This is a genomic window from Paeniglutamicibacter sp. ZC-3, assembly GCF_025847175.2.
Taxonomy (GTDB): Bacteria; Actinomycetota; Actinomycetes; order Actinomycetales; family Micrococcaceae; genus Paeniglutamicibacter; species Paeniglutamicibacter sulfureus.
The window spans coordinates 58,288-74,342 of the sequence record NZ_JAOYTG010000013.1 but is presented as its reverse complement, the minus strand read 5'-3'; the positions used below and the strand labels follow the sequence as shown (position 1 = coordinate 74,342).

8 protein-coding genes are annotated in these 16,055 nt (G+C 65.5%); 4 read left to right on the top strand and 4 right to left on the bottom strand.

The window, feature by feature from the left end; all coding sequences use genetic code 11:
• Positions 1-77 precede the first annotated feature (77 nt).
• Positions 78-2,735 carry a DNA topoisomerase (ATP-hydrolyzing) subunit A gene (locus OIU93_RS13760; protein ID WP_264270643.1) on the top strand — a complete coding sequence of 886 codons (2,658 nt, stop codon included), beginning with the start codon at positions 78-80 and terminating at the stop codon, positions 2,733-2,735.
• 888 nt (positions 2,736-3,623) lie between these two features.
• Complete coding sequence (locus OIU93_RS13755; protein ID WP_264270642.1) at positions 3,624-6,203, top strand: Ig-like domain-containing protein; 2,580 nt, start codon at positions 3,624-3,626, stop codon at positions 6,201-6,203.
• 88 nt (positions 6,204-6,291) lie between these two features.
• Here the strand turns inward: OIU93_RS13755 and cydC are convergent, their stop codons facing one another.
• From cydC to OIU93_RS13740, 3 genes are read right to left on the bottom strand one after another with little or no spacing between them, the layout of a single operon-like run.
• Entirely contained in the window at positions 6,292-9,642 is a 3,351-nt protein-coding gene (gene cydC / locus OIU93_RS13750) for a thiol reductant ABC exporter subunit CydC (RefSeq protein WP_264270641.1), read from the bottom strand.
• A 23-nt stretch (positions 9,643-9,665) separates the two neighbouring features.
• On the bottom strand, positions 9,666-10,688 hold the full coding sequence (gene cydB / locus OIU93_RS13745) for a cytochrome d ubiquinol oxidase subunit II (RefSeq protein ID WP_264270640.1): 1,023 nt from the start codon (positions 10,686-10,688) through the stop codon (positions 9,666-9,668).
• Between the two features lie 29 nt (positions 10,689-10,717).
• Positions 10,718-12,292 carry a cytochrome ubiquinol oxidase subunit I gene (locus OIU93_RS13740; protein ID WP_264270639.1) on the bottom strand — a complete coding sequence of 525 codons (1,575 nt, stop codon included), beginning with the start codon at positions 12,290-12,292 and terminating at the stop codon, positions 10,718-10,720.
• A gap of 203 nt (positions 12,293-12,495) precedes the next feature.
• Here OIU93_RS13740 and OIU93_RS13735 point away from each other — a divergent pair, with 203 nt between their 5' ends.
• On the top strand, positions 12,496-12,870 hold the full coding sequence (locus tag OIU93_RS13735) for a BlaI/MecI/CopY family transcriptional regulator (protein ID WP_217389836.1): 375 nt from the start codon (positions 12,496-12,498) through the stop codon (positions 12,868-12,870).
• Positions 12,871-12,893: 23 nt separating this feature from the next.
• A complete protein-coding gene (locus OIU93_RS13730) occupies positions 12,894-13,856 on the top strand; it encodes a M56 family metallopeptidase (protein ID WP_264270638.1) in 963 nt (320 codons plus the stop codon).
• Positions 13,857-13,929: 73 nt separating this feature from the next.
• Here the strand turns inward: OIU93_RS13730 and OIU93_RS13725 are convergent, their stop codons facing one another.
• On the bottom strand, positions 13,930-16,035 hold the full coding sequence (locus tag OIU93_RS13725) for a type IIA DNA topoisomerase subunit B (protein WP_264270637.1): 2,106 nt from the start codon (positions 16,033-16,035) through the stop codon (positions 13,930-13,932).
• Between the last annotated feature and the right edge of the window lie 20 nt (positions 16,036-16,055).

Sequence of the window (16,055 nt, the reverse complement as noted above, 5' to 3'; positions counted from 1 at the left end):
CGGGACCGCAGCTAGAGATGAAACCTGCCCTTGCCCAAGGACAGGCATCAGTACCGAATCGAGGATTCACACCAAATATGGCGCGCAAAAAGCCCGAACCACTGCCCGCGGACTTCGTGGAGCACATCGTAGACATCGATGTGACCAAGGAAATGGAGGGATCCTTCCTGGAGTACGCCTACTCGGTGATCTACTCCCGCGCCCTGCCCGATGCCCGCGACGGACTCAAGCCGGTGCAGCGACGCATCTTGTTCATGATGTCCGAGATGGGCCTGCGCCCGGAAAAGGGACATGTCAAGAGCGCCCGGGTGGTCGGCGAGGTCATGGGCAAGCTGCACCCGCACGGCGACACAGCGATCTACGACGCGATGGTGCGCATGAGCCAAGGCTTCGCGCTGCGCCTGCCGCTGATCGACGGACACGGAAACTTCGGCTCGCTGGATGACGGTCCCGCGGCTCCCCGCTACACCGAGGCCCGGCTGGGGGCCTCCGCGGTGGCGATGACGGCGAACCTGGACGAGGACGTCGTGGACTTCGTCCCGAACTACGACAACCAGTTCATGCAGCCCTCGGTCTTGCCCGCGGCCTTCCCGAACCTCCTGGTCAACGGCACCACCGGCATCGCCGTGGGCATGGCCACCAACATGGCACCGCACAACCTCGGCGAGGTCATCGCCGCCGCCCGGCACCTGATCGCCCACCCGGACGCCGACCTGGCAGCCATCACGAAGTTCATCCCGGGCCCCGACATGCCCACCGGCGGCAAGATCGTGGGACTCGACGGCATCCGTGACGCCTACCGGGCCGGCCGCGGAACCTTCAAGACCCGGGCCAAGGTGGAGCTGGAACAGATCACCGCCCGCCGGCAGGGCCTGGTGGTCACCGAGCTGCCCTACATGGTCGGTCCGGAAAAGGTCATCGAGAAGATCAAGGACGCGGTCAATTCCAAGAAGCTCACCGGCATCGCCGACGTGGTCGACCTCACCGACCGCAACCACGGCCTGCGCCTGGTCATCGAGCTGAAGAACGGCTTCAACCCCAACGCGGTGTTGTCCCAGCTGTACAAGTTCACGCCGATGGAGGATTCCTTCGGCATCAACAACGTCGCCCTGGTCGAGGGCCAGCCGCGCACCATGGGACTGCTGGAGCTGCTCACCGTCTACGTCGAGCACCGCCTGCTGGTGGTTCGCCGGCGCACCGAGCACCGGCTGGCGAAGAAGCTTGACCGGTTGCACCTGGTCGAGGGCCTGCTCATTGCGATCGTCGACATCGACGAGGTCATCGCCATCATCCGGTCCTCGGACGAGACGGCCCAGGCGCGCGAGCGCTTGATGACGATCTACGACCTGTCCGAGTTGCAGGCCAACCACATCCTGGAACTGCGGCTGCGCCAGCTGACCAAGTTCTCCCGGATTGAACTGGAGAAGGAGGCCGAGGAGCTGCGCGCGGCCATCGATGAGTTGCGGGCGATCCTGGACTCCGATGAATTGCTGCGCGAGCTGGTCTCCGGCGAGCTGGCCGACATGGCCGAGAAGTTCGCCACCCCGCGCCGCACGGTGCTGCTGGAGTCCGAGTCGGGATCCCCGCTGAAGGGCACCTCGATGCCCGCGGCGGTGGGCACCGGCAAGGCGGCGCCGATGAGCCTGGAGATCGCCGACGATCCGTGCCGGGTGTTGCTTTCGGCCACCGGGCAGGTGGCCCGCACCGGATCGGCCGACCCGTTGGACGGTGCCGGTGCGCGGGTGAAGCACGATGTGCTCGCCTCCGTGGTGGCGACCAGCGCCCGCGGCGAAATCGGCGGGATCACCTCGACCGGGCGGATGCTGCGCCTGCAGGTCGTGGACCTGCCGCTGCTGCCCCCGGCCCACGGCTTCCCGCAGCTGACCGGCGGGGTGAAGGTGGCCGAATTCGCCCAGCTGGCCAAGGGCGAGAAGATGGTCGCGCTGGTTCCGCTGGATGCGGTGGTGGCCCTTGGCACCGCGAACGGCGTCGTCAAGCGGCTGAGCCCCGACTACCCGTTGAACCGCGACGAATGGGAAGCCATCACGCTCAAGGATGGCGACACCGTGGTGGGCGCCGCCGTGGGACCCGACGACGCGGACCTGGTCTTCGCCACCCGCGGCGCCCAGCTGCTGCGCTTTGCGGCCTCCGCCGTGCGCCCCCAGGGCCGCACCGCCGGCGGCATGGCCGGCATCAAGCTGGCTTCCGACGACAGCGTGATCTTCTTCGGCGTCGTCGAGGCAGCCGCGCAGGCACCCGTCTTCGTCTCGATTGCCACCGGATCCAACACCCTGCCCGGCACCGCCTCGCATTCGGTGAAGGTCACGGACTTCGCCGAGTACCCGGCCAAGGGCAGGGCAACCGGCGGGGTGCGGGCGCACCGCTTCCTGAAGGGCGAGGACCATCTGGAGCTTGCCTATGCCGGGGCAGGTCCTGCCCGGGCATCCTCCGCCGCCGGCGTGGTGCGTGCGCTGCCCACCGAGTACGCCAAGCGCGACGGCTCCGGTGTCCCCCTGGCGCAGGGCGTCGACTTGCTCGGCGGCACCCCGGCGACCGAAGCGTCCCCGGCGGAGGCCGCACTCTCGCCAAACGGAGGATTGCCGCTGCCCGGCAGCTCCACGCGCGCGCCGCTGGCCGCGCCCACCGAGGACAGCAAGCCCTTTGCCGATTCCGGGGTGGTCGAGGTCGAGTCCTCCCGCCGGGTTGCCATCCAGGACTCGTTGCTGGAGGAATAGGCTCCGGGCCCCGCGCACAACAGCGACTGGGGGGAGGTCGTGGACCGTCGCCCACCGTGGCGACGGCCCACGACCTCCCCTTTTCCGTGTCCGGCAACCCCGCGACGCCGATCGGGCACGAGACCAATACCTTTTCATAGGGTTTGGCTGCAAGGATTCCTTCACGGTTGACATGGGGCTTCGAACAGATTCGAGGCCCGCGGGCCCATACCCAAGGCCTTCAGGAAAACCGTCCGGCCTGGGATTCGAGGACTCCCCCACCCAACGAATCCCGGGCACGGAATGGCACCGACGGTGCGGCGCACGCGAGCGTCACGGTTTCCCCAAGCCGGAAACCTCGCGTGCGATCCCCGGCGGGTTCCCATGATCGGGCGATATGGCACCAGCGGAGAGATTGGTCTTCGACGGCCCTGGCCTGTGACCAAGAAAGGCCACTGCCGCTTGCACCCCTGTCATCTTCGTCATCCCGGTCGACCTCTCCCCGTTCCCCCTCTTGTCGGGCCGTGTACACGGAACCGTTGCGAATACCCGACACGGTATATCCCGGGCGAATGCTCCGCCGGGTCCAAACAAGCTCGATCCCCGTGGTCTCCACTGCGGTGGCCGGCAACACCGTCTCGGCCTTGGACGCATGAAAAACAACGTTCCCGGCCTCCCGGTGCCCCATTCCTTGGCGTTCGCGAAAACCGCACTTGACACGCTTATTTGCGGAGTGACGTGCCCAAGGTTTCCCTAAGGTGTTACACGCACAGTTGCCATACCTTTCGGATCGGCTGAGGAGTCAACATGAAATCCAACCAACTCAGGAGCTCGGGGCGGCACACTGCGGCGCCAAGAAACCTTCAAAGAAAAATTGCGATTACGACGATCGGGCTTCTGGCACTGGGCATGCATACCCCCGCCCAGGCGGCAACCCAGGTCATCGTCAAGAACCCCGGGGGAATCGTGGCCGTGGGTCCCGTCAACACGGATACCGGTTTTCCCAGTTTCTACCAGGACAGTGCCGGCACCCGCCTTGAGCTATGTCTTGACGCCTTGAATCCCCTGTGCGGATTCCTTCCCGGTGACGTCCCGAACGCAGAGGCACCGATTACCTTCCCCGACAATTTCCCGGACGAAGCCTTCTACATGCTGGCGTCCAGCGAATTGGAATTCCCCGGCGGGGGAAGCGCCGTTTTGGTCCTTGGACTCGAGGCGGCCTTCGCCAACGCCGTCCAGGCCGGAGACCAGGTCGTTTTCGGCCGACAACGCGTGGTGGTCAAGGACGGACCCGCCAACACGACGTTGACGTTCACTCATCCCTACGGCAGCCTGACCCTCGATACCGATGCAGCCGGGGACGGCAAACTCGTTGAAGACATTTCCCCTGCAATAGAAAACTTCACCACGCCGCTCAAGAGCAATATCGGCCCATTCCTGAAGTGGGATCCGGCCCAGGCCCCGGCAGCGCCGGACGGCTACCTGGGGAACCCCGACGCGGAGCACACCGTGACCGGAAGCCCCTTCGGCACCAACGCCTTCTCGGTCACCGGCGGAGGAGTGAACCTGTCCACGAATCTGTTTGGTCTCCAAGGGAAGATTTCCAGCGATGGAACGGAACCGCCGCTCAATCCCAACGACGTGACGGCTCCCTTGATGACCGCCCAGGCCCCGGCCGCCGCCGCCACCGGCATTCCCGTGGCGGCGAACATCACCGCGTCGTTCAGCGAGTCCGTCGCCGGATTCAACCCGAACAATGTGCGCCTGACGCATGCGGACGGCACGGTGGTCGCATCGACCATCAGCTATGACGCGGCAACCCGCACCGTTACCGTCGATCCGTCGGCAAGCCTGGCCAATAACACCGTCTACACGATGTCGCTGACCGCCGGCATCCAGGATGCGAGCGCCAACGCCCTGGCACCGGTTTCGTGGTCGTTCACCACCGATGTGGCACCGGCCGTCACGGCGCGGACACCCGTTGCCAACGCTGTGGATATCCCCCTCGGAAACACTGTCTCGGCGACATTCAGCGAAGACGTTCTCGGAATCGATGCAACCACCGTGACACTGGCAACGGCCGCAGGGACCGCAGTCCCGGCCACCATTTCCTATGACGCAGCGACCCGCACGGCAACCCTAGATCCGACGGCCAACCTGGCCCTGGGCACCACTTACAAAGTGTCCCTGTCCAACGCCATCCACGATGCGAGCGGCAGTCTGCTTCCGGCCACCGCGTGGACCTTCACCACGGATGCGGCACCGGTGATCACCGGCCGGACACCGGCGGTGAATGCCACCAACGTGGCACGCACCGGCAACGTGGACGTAAGGTTCAGCGAGGTCATGACCGGGGTCAATGCCACCAATATGCGGTTGACCACCTCGACCGGTGCCGCGGTGTCGGCAGTTGTCACCTTTGACGCGGCAACGCGCCTGGCAAGGCTGAACCCGACGGCCACCCTGGCCGCCGGCACCCGTTACACGGTCTCGTTGGGCGCGGGCATCAAGGACCCCCGGGGCAACGCACTGCCGGCCACCACGTGGTCCTTCACCACCGATCCGCTGCCAACCGTCACAGGTCGGACGCCGGCGGCCAATGCCACCAACGTGGCACGCACCACCAATGTGGCGGTGAAGTTCAGCGAACCCGTCACCGGCATCAACACCACCACCGTGCGGCTGACGAACCCGGCGGGAACCAACGTCGCGGCAGCCGTGACGTACAACGCCACCACGCGCACCGCCACGCTCAACCCCTCGGCCACCCTGGCCGCGGGCACCCGTTACACGGTTAGGCTCTCCAACGGCATCAAGGACGCCCGCAGCAACCCGCTGACGGCCACCACTTGGTCCTTCACCACCGATCCGCTGCCGACCATCACCGGACGGACACCGGCGGCCAATGCCACCAACGTGGCACGCACCACCAATGTCACCGTGAAGTTCAGCGAGGCGGTCTCCGGGGTCAACACCACCAACCTGTGGCTGACCTCCCCCACCGGCGCCAAGGTGGCGGCTGCAGTGAGCTACAACGCCACCACGCGCACCGCCACGCTGAATCCGACGGCCAGCCTGGCCTTGGGAACCCGGTACACGGTGCGGCTTTCCAGCGGCATCAAGGATGTCCGCGGGAACCCGCTGACGGCCACGACGTGGGCGTTCACCACCGATCCGGCGCCAAGGGTCACCGGGCGCAGCCCGGCAGTCAACGCCACCAACGTGGCTCGTGCCACCAATGTCACGGCGAAGTTCAGCGAGCCTGTCTCCGGCATCAACACCACCACGGTGAAGTTGACAAACCGGGCCGGCGCAACGGTCGGGGCAGTGGTTAGCTACAACGCCACGACTCGCACGGCCACGCTGAATCCCAAGGCCAGCCTGGCTGCGGGAAGCCGCTACACGGTTCGGCTCTCCAACGGCATCAAGGATGCCCGCGGCAACGCGCTCGCGGCCACCACATGGTCCTTCACGACGGGAGCCCGCTAACGACTCCGTGAAGTCCTAGCACAACAGGCCGGAGGCCAGGCTGCGCACCGCGCAACCTGGCCTCCGGCACGTTTTCCGCTTCCCAGAGTTAGACCGCGGCCGGCACCTGAAGCGACGCCGAATCCAGTTCATGGACCCTGTCAGCCAGTGCAGCAACGGCTCCGTCGTGGGTCACCAGCAGCACCGCTTCGCCGGCCAAGCCCGCGCGGAGATCGGCGACCAATGCCACCGATTCGTCCGCGCCCAGGTGTGCGGTTGGTTCATCCAGCAGCAGCACCCGTGCCCTTGCGGCCAGGGCACGGGCCACGGCCAGGCGTTGGCGCTGGCCGCCGGAAAGCTGGTGGCCCCCGGAACCGATGCGCTCATCCAAGCCCGCTGGCAGCGTTCCCAACCACGATTCCAGCCCGACCTTGGCCAGCACCGCCCGCAGTTCGGCGTCGGAGGGCTGGTCTTCGGCGTCCCTGCCTAGCCCGAGGTTGGAGCGCACGGAGGAATCGAAGAGGTGGGCTTCCTGCGGGCACCAGGCCACCCGGGCCAGGTCAGCGGCACCGATGGGCATCCAATCCCCATCACCCCGCCTGGCCTGCAGGGCACCGGACAGGGGCTTCAGGGCACCCAGCATGGCCGCCAGCAGCGTCGACTTTCCCGAGCCCGAGGGGCCGGTGATCGCGACCCATTCGCCCGGATTCACGTCAAGGTCGAGACCTTGGACAACCGGCTCCCCAGCGGCCCAGCCGATGTCGGCAGCGTGCAGACGCAGTCCCAGTTCCGCGGTCTGTACCTCCGTGGTCTGCACCTCCGCGACGCCGGTGGGTTCCGGGGTGTGGCCCGTGCCGCCGGCAGTGGTCCAGACGCGGCGCAACACGTCATCGAGTTGCGGCAATTGCTGGATGGACATGGAGGTGTTGGCGATCGGCTCGCCCAGGGCCAGGAGCAGCAGCGCGGCCACTGCCGCCGCTTCTCCGCCGGTCCCCACCAGGACCACCGCCAGCACCGCGGCCAGCGAGGAAAGCAGCACCGCCCCGCCCTGGGCGACACCGGCGCCACGGGCCGCGGCACGCAGCAACCTGGTTGCGCTCGCGTCGGCCGCGGTGAACTCCGACAGGGCCCGCGGGCCGACCCGGTTGGCACGCAAGTCCCCCGCCGCACCCAACAGCGTGGGCACCCGGGAAGCAAGCCACATGCGGTGCCGGCTGGTGTGAATGGTGCTGCGCCTTTCCACCGCAAGCACGGCCGCCGGCAACAGCACAAAGGCAGCGAGCCCCAACCCCAGCGCCAGCGGCAACGCCGCCGGGGCCCAGAAGCCGATTCCCACGGTCACGGCAACCCAGGTGGCGATTCCCGCGACCGGCGGCACCAGGACCCGGGGCACTGCGTCGCGCACCTCATCGACTTCGGCCACCAGGTGACCCAGTGCAGCACCCGAACGGGTGAGCCGGCCCCAGCCATGTGGCCGTGCTACCAGCGCATCCCAGAGGCGTTGCCGCAGGGTGGAGGCGAAGCCCATGACGGCGTCGTGCACGCGCAATTGCTCGGCGTAGCGCAGGACCGCGCGGCCGATGCCGAAGGTGCGCACGCCCACGATGGCGACCATCAGGTGCAGCATCGGGGGCTGGTGGCTCGCGGTGACGATGAGCCAGCCGGAGATTCCGGTCAGCCCTGCTCCGAAGATCGCCGCGGCCGCGGCCAGCACGAGACCCGGGAGCATGCCGTTGCGGAACCACGGCATGGAGCCCAGCAGCCGCCAGTGAGCGGCACGCGGGCCCGGGAGCGCGGCCCGGGGTTCGCGCACTGGAGCAGGGTGTGCGGGAACAGCGGCCAAGAGCGGGGGTTGCGCGGGTCCGTGGTCTTCGGCCGCCGGTCGCGCGGCGGCGTCCGGGGCCTGCAGCATCGTAGCCAGGGCCCTGTCGTGGGTGGCCACCAGCAGTGCGCATTGACCGCGCAGTCGGCGCATTGCCAGGCGGATGCGGACGGCGGACTCCTCGTCCAGGTGCGCTGTCGGTTCGTCGGCCAGCACCAGATTGACTCCGGGGTCGGCGGCCACCTTGGCGAGCACCCGCGCCACGGCCAGGCGGCGCAGCTCGCCGGGGCTGCAGTCCACCAGGTTCCGCTGCGCCAGGTGTGCGATGTTCGCCTCTTCCAGGACCGCCCAAAGCATTTCCCCGGACAGTCCTGCGCCGGCGTGCAGCCGGATCTCGCCTGACACGGTGGACTCGGTGAACCGGGGGTGCTGGGAGATGAACGCCGTGCGGGACAGGTCCACGCGAACCTCGCCGCCGATCTCGGCCCCCTGCCCAAGTTGGCCGAGGACCGCCTGCAGAAGCGTGGTTTTCCCGCTGCCACTTTCAGCATCCAGCACGCGCACCGCGCCGGCATCCAGCTGCAGGTCCAGCCCGGAAACCACCGGCTCGGACCGTCGGGCATAACTGACCGAAAGGCCCTTGATGGACAACACGGGCGAGGTCCCGGACGGTGTCCGGAGCCCGGAATCCGGCCCGTCCGATGCAGTGGCGCCTATGAATCCCTCTGTGCGTTCAAGGGCCTGGACCCCATCCTCCGAGGAGTGGAAGGCCGCCCCCAGCGCACGCAGCGGCAGGTAGCATTCAGGGGCCAGGATCAGGGCAATCAACCCGGCTTCCAGGCCCATATGTCCGTAGACCAGGCGCACGCCGATGAAGACGGCGACCACCGCCACCGAGATGGTGGCGATGAGTTCGAGGGCCAGCCCGGAGAGAAATGCCGTGCGCAGCGTCTTCATGCTGGACTCGCGGTAGTCCTCGGAGACCTTGGCCAGGGCCCTGCCCTTGCCCTCCGCCCGGCGCAGCCCAATGAGGGCGGGAAGCCCCTGGGCCAGTTCCAGCAGCTGGTTCGAAAGCCTGTCCAACCCGGCGGCCGCGGCCTGGACCCGATCCTGGGTATGCAGTCCAATCAGGATCATGAACACCGGAATGAGCGGGACCGTAAGGACGACGACAAGGGCGGAAATCCAGTCAGCGGCCAGGATCCTGGCGCCGACCAAGACCGGGATGACCATGGCAGATACCAACGCGGGCAAGTACTTCGTGTAGTAGTTGTCCAGCCCGTCCAGCCCGCGGCTGGCCAGTGCCGCCAGCGCCCCGTTTCCGGGGTCGGCACCGGCAACCCTCCCGTCCAGCCCGGCGGCCAGCAGCCGGGAGCGTAGCTGCTCCTTGGCCCCGAGCCCGGCCCGGTGTGCCGCGAACTCGGTGCCCCACACCGCCGCTGCCCGAAGGATCGTTCCGCCCAGGCCAAGCACCAGCAGCCGCTGGACATCGAGTGGCGAGCCGGCAGCCAGTTGGCTGATGGCAGTGGCCAGGGCGTCGGCAACCAGGACCATGCCACCGGCCTTGAATGCGGCGAGTCCGGCCAACAGGGCCAGGACCTTCCTGGAACCGGTCCCGGCGGGAAGAACGGGTTTCATGGTGGGGTTTCTCCTCGTGCCGGTCAGACGATCGAGGTCACGGTGTGTGCCTCGGGAATGTGGACCTCGGTGACCCGCTTGCGGAACACCCAGTAGGTCCAGGCCTGGTAGGCCAGGACCATGGGCAGGCCGAAAGCCGCCACGATGCTCATGAGCCTGAGGGTGTAGGGGGTCGAGGATGCGTTGGACACCGTCAGGTTGAAGGCAGCGTCAATGGTGGAGGGCAGGACGTTGGGATATGCGGCGGTGAAAATTGCCGCGACCCCCGCCAGCAGGAAGATGCCCAACCCGATGAAAACCAGGCCCTCGTAGTTTTTGCTCGCCTGGAACCAGGCGAACAGCAGGGCGCATACGGCCAGGCCCAGCGGTGCCACGGCGGCCATGCTGTGGTTCAGCAGCACCACCGCAACCGCCCATGCGGCCATGGGCAGCAAGGCCACGGGAAGCCAGCGGGCCACGAGCCGTGCCGCCCGGGTGCGGATGTCCCCGTCCGTTTTGAGGCCGAGGAAGGCCAACGCGTGAATCAGGCAGAATGCCACGACGGCGAGCCCGCCGAGGACCGCGTATATGTTGAACCAGGCAAAGGGCCCGCCCACGCGGTCGCCGTTGGCGTTCAGCGGAAGTCCGGTGGTGCTCAGCGCCAGCATCGCCCCGACGCCGAAAGCGGCGAGAAAGGAGCCCAGGAAGATGGCCCAGTCCCAGGCCTTTCGCACGGCGTGGGTGTGTGCCTTGCCGCGGTATTCGAAGGCCACTGCCCGGAAAATCAGGGCCACGAGCACCAAGGTCAATGGGACATAGAGGGCTGAGAAAAGCGAGGCGTACCAGTAGGGGAACGCTGCAAAGGTCGCGGCCCCGGCGGTGATCAGCCAGACCTCGTTGCCGTCCCAGACCGGGCCGACGGTGTTCAGCAGCACGCGGCGCTGCTTCTCGTTCTTGGCGAAGGTCTTCATGAGCATCCCCACGCCCAGGTCGAAACCTTCAAGGAACAGGTAGCCGCCCCAGAGCACGGCTATCAGGATGAACCACAGTGTGGGCAGGTAATCCACTTGTACAGTCCTAACTCTTGAGTCGGCGGTCAGTAGGCGAAGGACAGCACGTCGGTGTCCTTGTCCTGGTCATCGGGGTGCCCATCGAGCTCGGGCATGGCCGAACCGATCCCGCCACGGACGTAACGGGTCAGCAGAACGACCTCGACCACCAGCAGGAATGCGTAGATGGAGGTCAGGGAGATCAATGAGAAGAGCATCTCCCCCGCACTCACCCCCGGAGAGACGGCGGCCGCGGTGTACATGAAGACCTGGTCGATGCCTTGGAAGCTAGGGTTGGGTGCCACCACGAAAGGCTGGCGACCCATTTCGGTGAAGATCCATCCCGCGGCGTTTCCGCCAAAAGGTGCCAGGATTCCCAGGACGGCGAGCCTGGAGATCCATTTGCTGTGAGGCACGGTTCCCTTGCGGGTCAGCCACAGGGCCACCGCCGCGGCAACCGCGGAGAGTCCGCCCAGGGTGATCATCAGGCGGAAGCCCCAGTAGGTGACCTCCATGACCGGAAGGTAGTTGATCTCGGTTCCGGCGCGATCACCGTAGATCGGGTTGTCCGGAAGGTGGGTTCCGTACTTTTCCTGGTACTCGGGCAGGAGGGTGTTTACCCCCTTGACCTCGGTCGTGAAGTTGTCGTGGGCGAGGAAGGAGAGCAAGCCCGGAATTTCGAAGACGCCGACGACGTCGTCGCAGGTTGTTGCGCCGCCGCCCCGAAGGTCGCCCACCGACAACAGGGAGAACCCCGTGCCGTCATGGCAGGCCGCTTCCGCGGCTGCCATCTTCATCGGCTGTTGCTGGATCATCAGTTGGGCTTGGGCGTGGCCGGAGAGGGCAACACCCATGAACGCAACCATCGCCACGACGGCGCCAATGCGCAGCGACTTGATCCAGACCTGGTAGTCGACCTTGTCGCGGTTTTTCCCCAAGGTTGCAGACTCCCCCACCACGACCTTGCCCGAGGCGTCCATGGTGTCAATGCCCGACTGGCGGCGTTTGTGGAGGTGGTACCAGGAGATGCCCAACAGGAATCCGCCGGCGACGGCAAACGCCCCGAAGATGGTGTGCGGGAACGTGACCAGGGCGGTGTTGTTGGTGAAGACTGCCCAGGCATCGACCATGGTGGCGCGGCCGTCGACGATTTCGGTGCCGACGGGATGCTGCATCCAGGAGTTGGCCACCAGGATGAAGTAGGCCGAAAAGATACTGGCCAGCGAGGCAATCCAGATCGTGGCCAGGTGGAGGCGCTTGGGCAGCCGGTCCCAGCCGAAGATCCATAGCCCCAGGAGGACGGATTCAAGGAAGAACGCCAGCAACGCCTCCATGGCCAGCGGTGCACCAAAGACGTCTCCGACGAAGCGGCTGTATTCGCTCCAGGCCATGCCGAACTGGAATTCCTGGACGATTCCGGTGGCCACTCCCATGATGAAGTTGATGAGGAAAAGCTTTCCCCAGAACTTGGTCATGCGCAGGTATTCTTCCTTGCCGGTTCGGTGCCACGCGGTTTGCATCACCGCGACCGTGAGCCCCAGGCCGATCGTCAAGGGAACCATCAAGAAGTGATAAACGGTGGTGATCCCAAATTGCCATCTGGCAATTTCCAGTGCATCCATGCCAAACCCTTCAGTGCAGTAATTCGCGGCGTTGCTTCGGCCCCGCACCCGAGTTCTACGATCCGTAGAACTTCCTTTCTACCCACTGTAGAACATTTGGCCCCAACGCGGTAAACTGGATCCAGCGGGAAGCACTCAACACACTTCCCGCTGGCCTCTGCGTTAGCTGCACGGGGCCTGGAACACTTTGTAAGGAAATGAGATTGGCCACTCTTGGCGACCTTGAACGCGCAGTAATGGAACTCCTTTGGGATGCCGAATCCCCGCTCACGGCCAATGAACTTCGCGACCAGCTCGCAGCACCCGGCGACGTGGAGGGCAAGGAACTTGCCGTGACCACCGTCCTGACGGTGTTGGCCCGACTGGAAAAGAAGGGCTTGGTGGCGCGTGAGCGCGACATCCGTCCGCATCGCTACACGTCGGTGACGAGCCGCGAGGACCACACCGTGTCCTTGATGAACGAAGCCCTGGGTACCGTGCTGGATCGCGAAGCCGTATTGGCCCGCTTCATCGGCGGCATCTCCGCCGAGGAAGCACAGTCATTGCGCCTGCTCCTCGATACACCACGTAACGCCTAGCGACGACCGGCACGGTTACCAACGTGCTGCTGACGTCTTATCTCCTGGCTGGACTGGCCATTCTTTTGGCATGGCCCGTACCCGTCGCCCTTTCGCGCGCCCAATGGACGGCCCGATCCCCCTTTACTGCGATGGTGGTTTGGCAAGCCATCGCCCTGGCAGGTGGACTGTCCATGATCGGCGCGATGCTCTTTTGGGGCCTTGAGCCACTTGGAAACTCACTCCTGGGTGCGCTGGAAGGCGGGGCAAGGCTCGTCCTCGGCGATGCGGACGTCGCCTCCCCGGGAACCATCCACATCTTTGCCCTGAGCACCGCAGCACTGCTGGGAATCCATTTGGTGCTCACCTTGATCCGGGCCACCTGGCGCATCACCCGCCAGCGCGCACGGCACAGGCACATCCTTTCACTGCTCAGCCAGAAATCCACCGCCAATCCCGGAACCCTGGTGCTGGACCACGAGACCCCCATTGCCTATTGCCTTCCTAGCTTCGCCGGGTCCGTTACCGTGCTTTCGCGTGGCCTGGTTCAGCGATTGAACGAGGATGAACTGCAAGCAGTCCTGGCCCATGAAAAGGCCCACCTGGAGCAACGCCACGACCTTCTCCTGCTGGCCTTCGCCTCCTGGAACGATGCCCTGCCGTGGTTGCCAACGGCCAAGCACTCGCTGGCCGCCGTCCAGGAGTTGGTTGAGATGCTCGCCGATGACGCGGCCCTTAGGGTAGTGACCGCCCCCGTTTTGCTCCGCGCCTTGCTGACAGTCGCCACGGGAGCACTGGGCGAACCGGCCGAGCGGGGGCCGGCTGCCCTGCCGACCGCAGGCACCGGCGGCGCACCGACCGAAGAGCTTTCGTCGCATCGCCTGCGGCGGCTGTTGAGACCGCAGCCACCGTTGTCGACCATGGTGCGCTCCCTGATTCTTACGGCCGCGTTGCTGTTGCTGGCACTGCCCACCACAATGTTGGTGGCCCCGGGGCTCTTCAGCTGATCCAGCTCCGTGTTCAAACATGGAAATGGCCGGTCGGCGCCTACGAGGGCACCGGCCGGCCATTGTTTTCCCGTTATGCGTCGATCCTGTCACGTTCAAGGAGCTCGGCTCCTGAAATGATGAATTCCTTGCGCGGTGCCACATCCGAACCCATCAGCAAGTCAAAGACGCGCTCGGCCGATTCGGCATGTTCCAGCCCCACCCGGCGCAAGGTGCGATGCCGCGGATCCATGGTGGTCTCGGCCAACTGGTCGGCATCCATCTCACCCAGGCCCTTGTAGCGCTGTATAGGTTCCTTGTAGCGCTTGCCATCCTTTTCCAGGGCGGCCAATACCTCGTGAAGCTCGTTCTCCGAGTACGTGTAGACCATCTCGTTGTCCTTGGAGCCGTGGGTGATGACCTCCACGCGGTGCAACGGTGGCACTGCCGCATAGACCCTGCCCTGTTCAACCATGGGCCGCATGTAGCGGAAGAACAGCGTCAGCAACAGGGTGCGGATGTGCGCGCCGTCGACATCGGCATCGGTCATCAACACGACCTTGCCATAGCGTGCGGCCTCGATGTCGAAGCTTCGGCCTGAGCCCGCCCCGACCACCTGGATCAGCGCGGCACACTCCGCATTGGAAAGCATGTCGGCAACCGAGGCCTTTTGCACGTTCAGGATCTTGCCTCGAATCGGCAGCAGCGCCTGGAAGTCCGAGGAGCGCGCCAGGCGGGCGGTTCCCAGGGCGCTGTCACCCTCGACGATGAAGAGCTCGGTCCTGTCCGTGTCGGTGCTGCGGCAGTCCGCCAACTTGGTGGGGAGCGAGGAAGTTTCCAGGGCATTCTTGCGTCGCTGGGTCTCCTTGTGGACACGCGCCGAGATGCGCGACTTCATTTCGCTGACCACTTTTTCCAGCAGCATTGCAGCCTGGGTCTTGTCGCCCTTGGCCGTGGAGTTCAGCTTGTCCGTGAGGCTCTTCTCGACCACCTTGGCAACGATCAAGCGCACCGCCGAGGTGCCGAGGATTTCCTTGGTTTGGCCCTCGAACTGGGGTTCGGCCAGGCGCACCGTCAGGACCGCAGTCAGCCCGGCACCGACATCGTCTTTCTCGATCTTGTCGTTCCCGGCCTTGAGCTTGCGGGAGTTGGCCTCGATGACCTTGCGGAAGGTCTTGAGCAGGGCCTGCTCGAAGCCGGTTTGGTGTGTTCCGCCCTTGGGTGTGGAAATGATGTTGACGAAGGAACGCAGGTTCGTCTCGTAACCAATCCCCCAGCGCAAGGCGATGTCCACCTCACAGGTGCGCTCCACCTCGGTGATCCGGCTGTGGCCCGAATCATCGATCACCGGCACCGATTCCTTAAACGTTCCCGAGCCGTGGAAACGCCAGATATCGGTGACGGCCGCATCGTTGGCCAGGTATTCAACGAACTCGGAGATCCCGCCGTCGTGGTGGAAGACCTCTTCATAGGGGCCATCCTCCCCCAGGGTGCCGACCAGGCCGCGCTCGTCGCGCAGTGTGATCTTCAGTCCCGGCACCAGGAACGATGTCTGGCGGGCGCGTGCCTGCAATTCGGTGTAGGAGAACTTGGCATCGGGCGTGAAGATCTGTCGATCGGCCCAATAGCGCACGCGGGTGCCGGTGACTCCTCGCTTGGCCTTGCCCACCACGTCAAGCACCGAGGCCGTGGAGAAGGGTTCGAAGTTGGAGTCGGGCTTGGGCTTGCCCGTATCGGCAAATCGTCCGGGCTCGCCGCGGCGAAACTGCATCCCATAGGTCTTGCCACCACGGTCCACCTCAACGTCGAGACGGGAAGAAAGCGCGTTGACCACGGACGCACCCACACCATGCAGGCCGCCGGAGGCGGTGTAGGAGCCGCCGCCGAACTTGCCGCCGGCATGGAGCTTGGTGAAGACCACTTCGACGCCCGAGAGCCCGGTCTTTGGTTCGATGTCCACCGGAACGCCGCGGCCGTCGTCGTGGATTTCCACTGAGCCGTCGGCATGCAGGAAGACCTTGATCGATTGGCCGTGGCCCGCCAGTGCCTCATCGACGGAGTTGTCGATGATTTCCCAAAGACAGTGCATGAGTCCACGCGAATCGGTGGAACCGATGTACATGCCCGGACGTTTGCGTACCGCCTCGAGCCCTTCCAGGACGGATAGGTGTCGGGCGTTGTAGTCAGTGCTTTTGGCCACGGTTATTGAACTCCTCAAAA

Excerpts from the sequence above, each read along its gene's own strand:
- OIU93_RS13760 (WP_264270643.1), top strand. The coding sequence starts at position 78 with ATGGCGCGCAAAAAGCCCGAACCACTGCCCGCGGACTTCGTGGAGCAC.
- OIU93_RS13755 (WP_264270642.1), top strand. The coding sequence starts at position 3,624 with ATGCATACCCCCGCCCAGGCGGCAACCCAGGTCATCGTCAAGAACCCC.
- cydC (WP_264270641.1), bottom strand. The coding sequence starts at position 9,642 with ATGAAACCCGTTCTTCCCGCCGGGACCGGTTCCAGGAAGGTCCTGGCC.
- OIU93_RS13740 (WP_264270639.1), bottom strand. The coding sequence starts at position 12,292 with ATGGATGCACTGGAAATTGCCAGATGGCAATTTGGGATCACCACCGTT.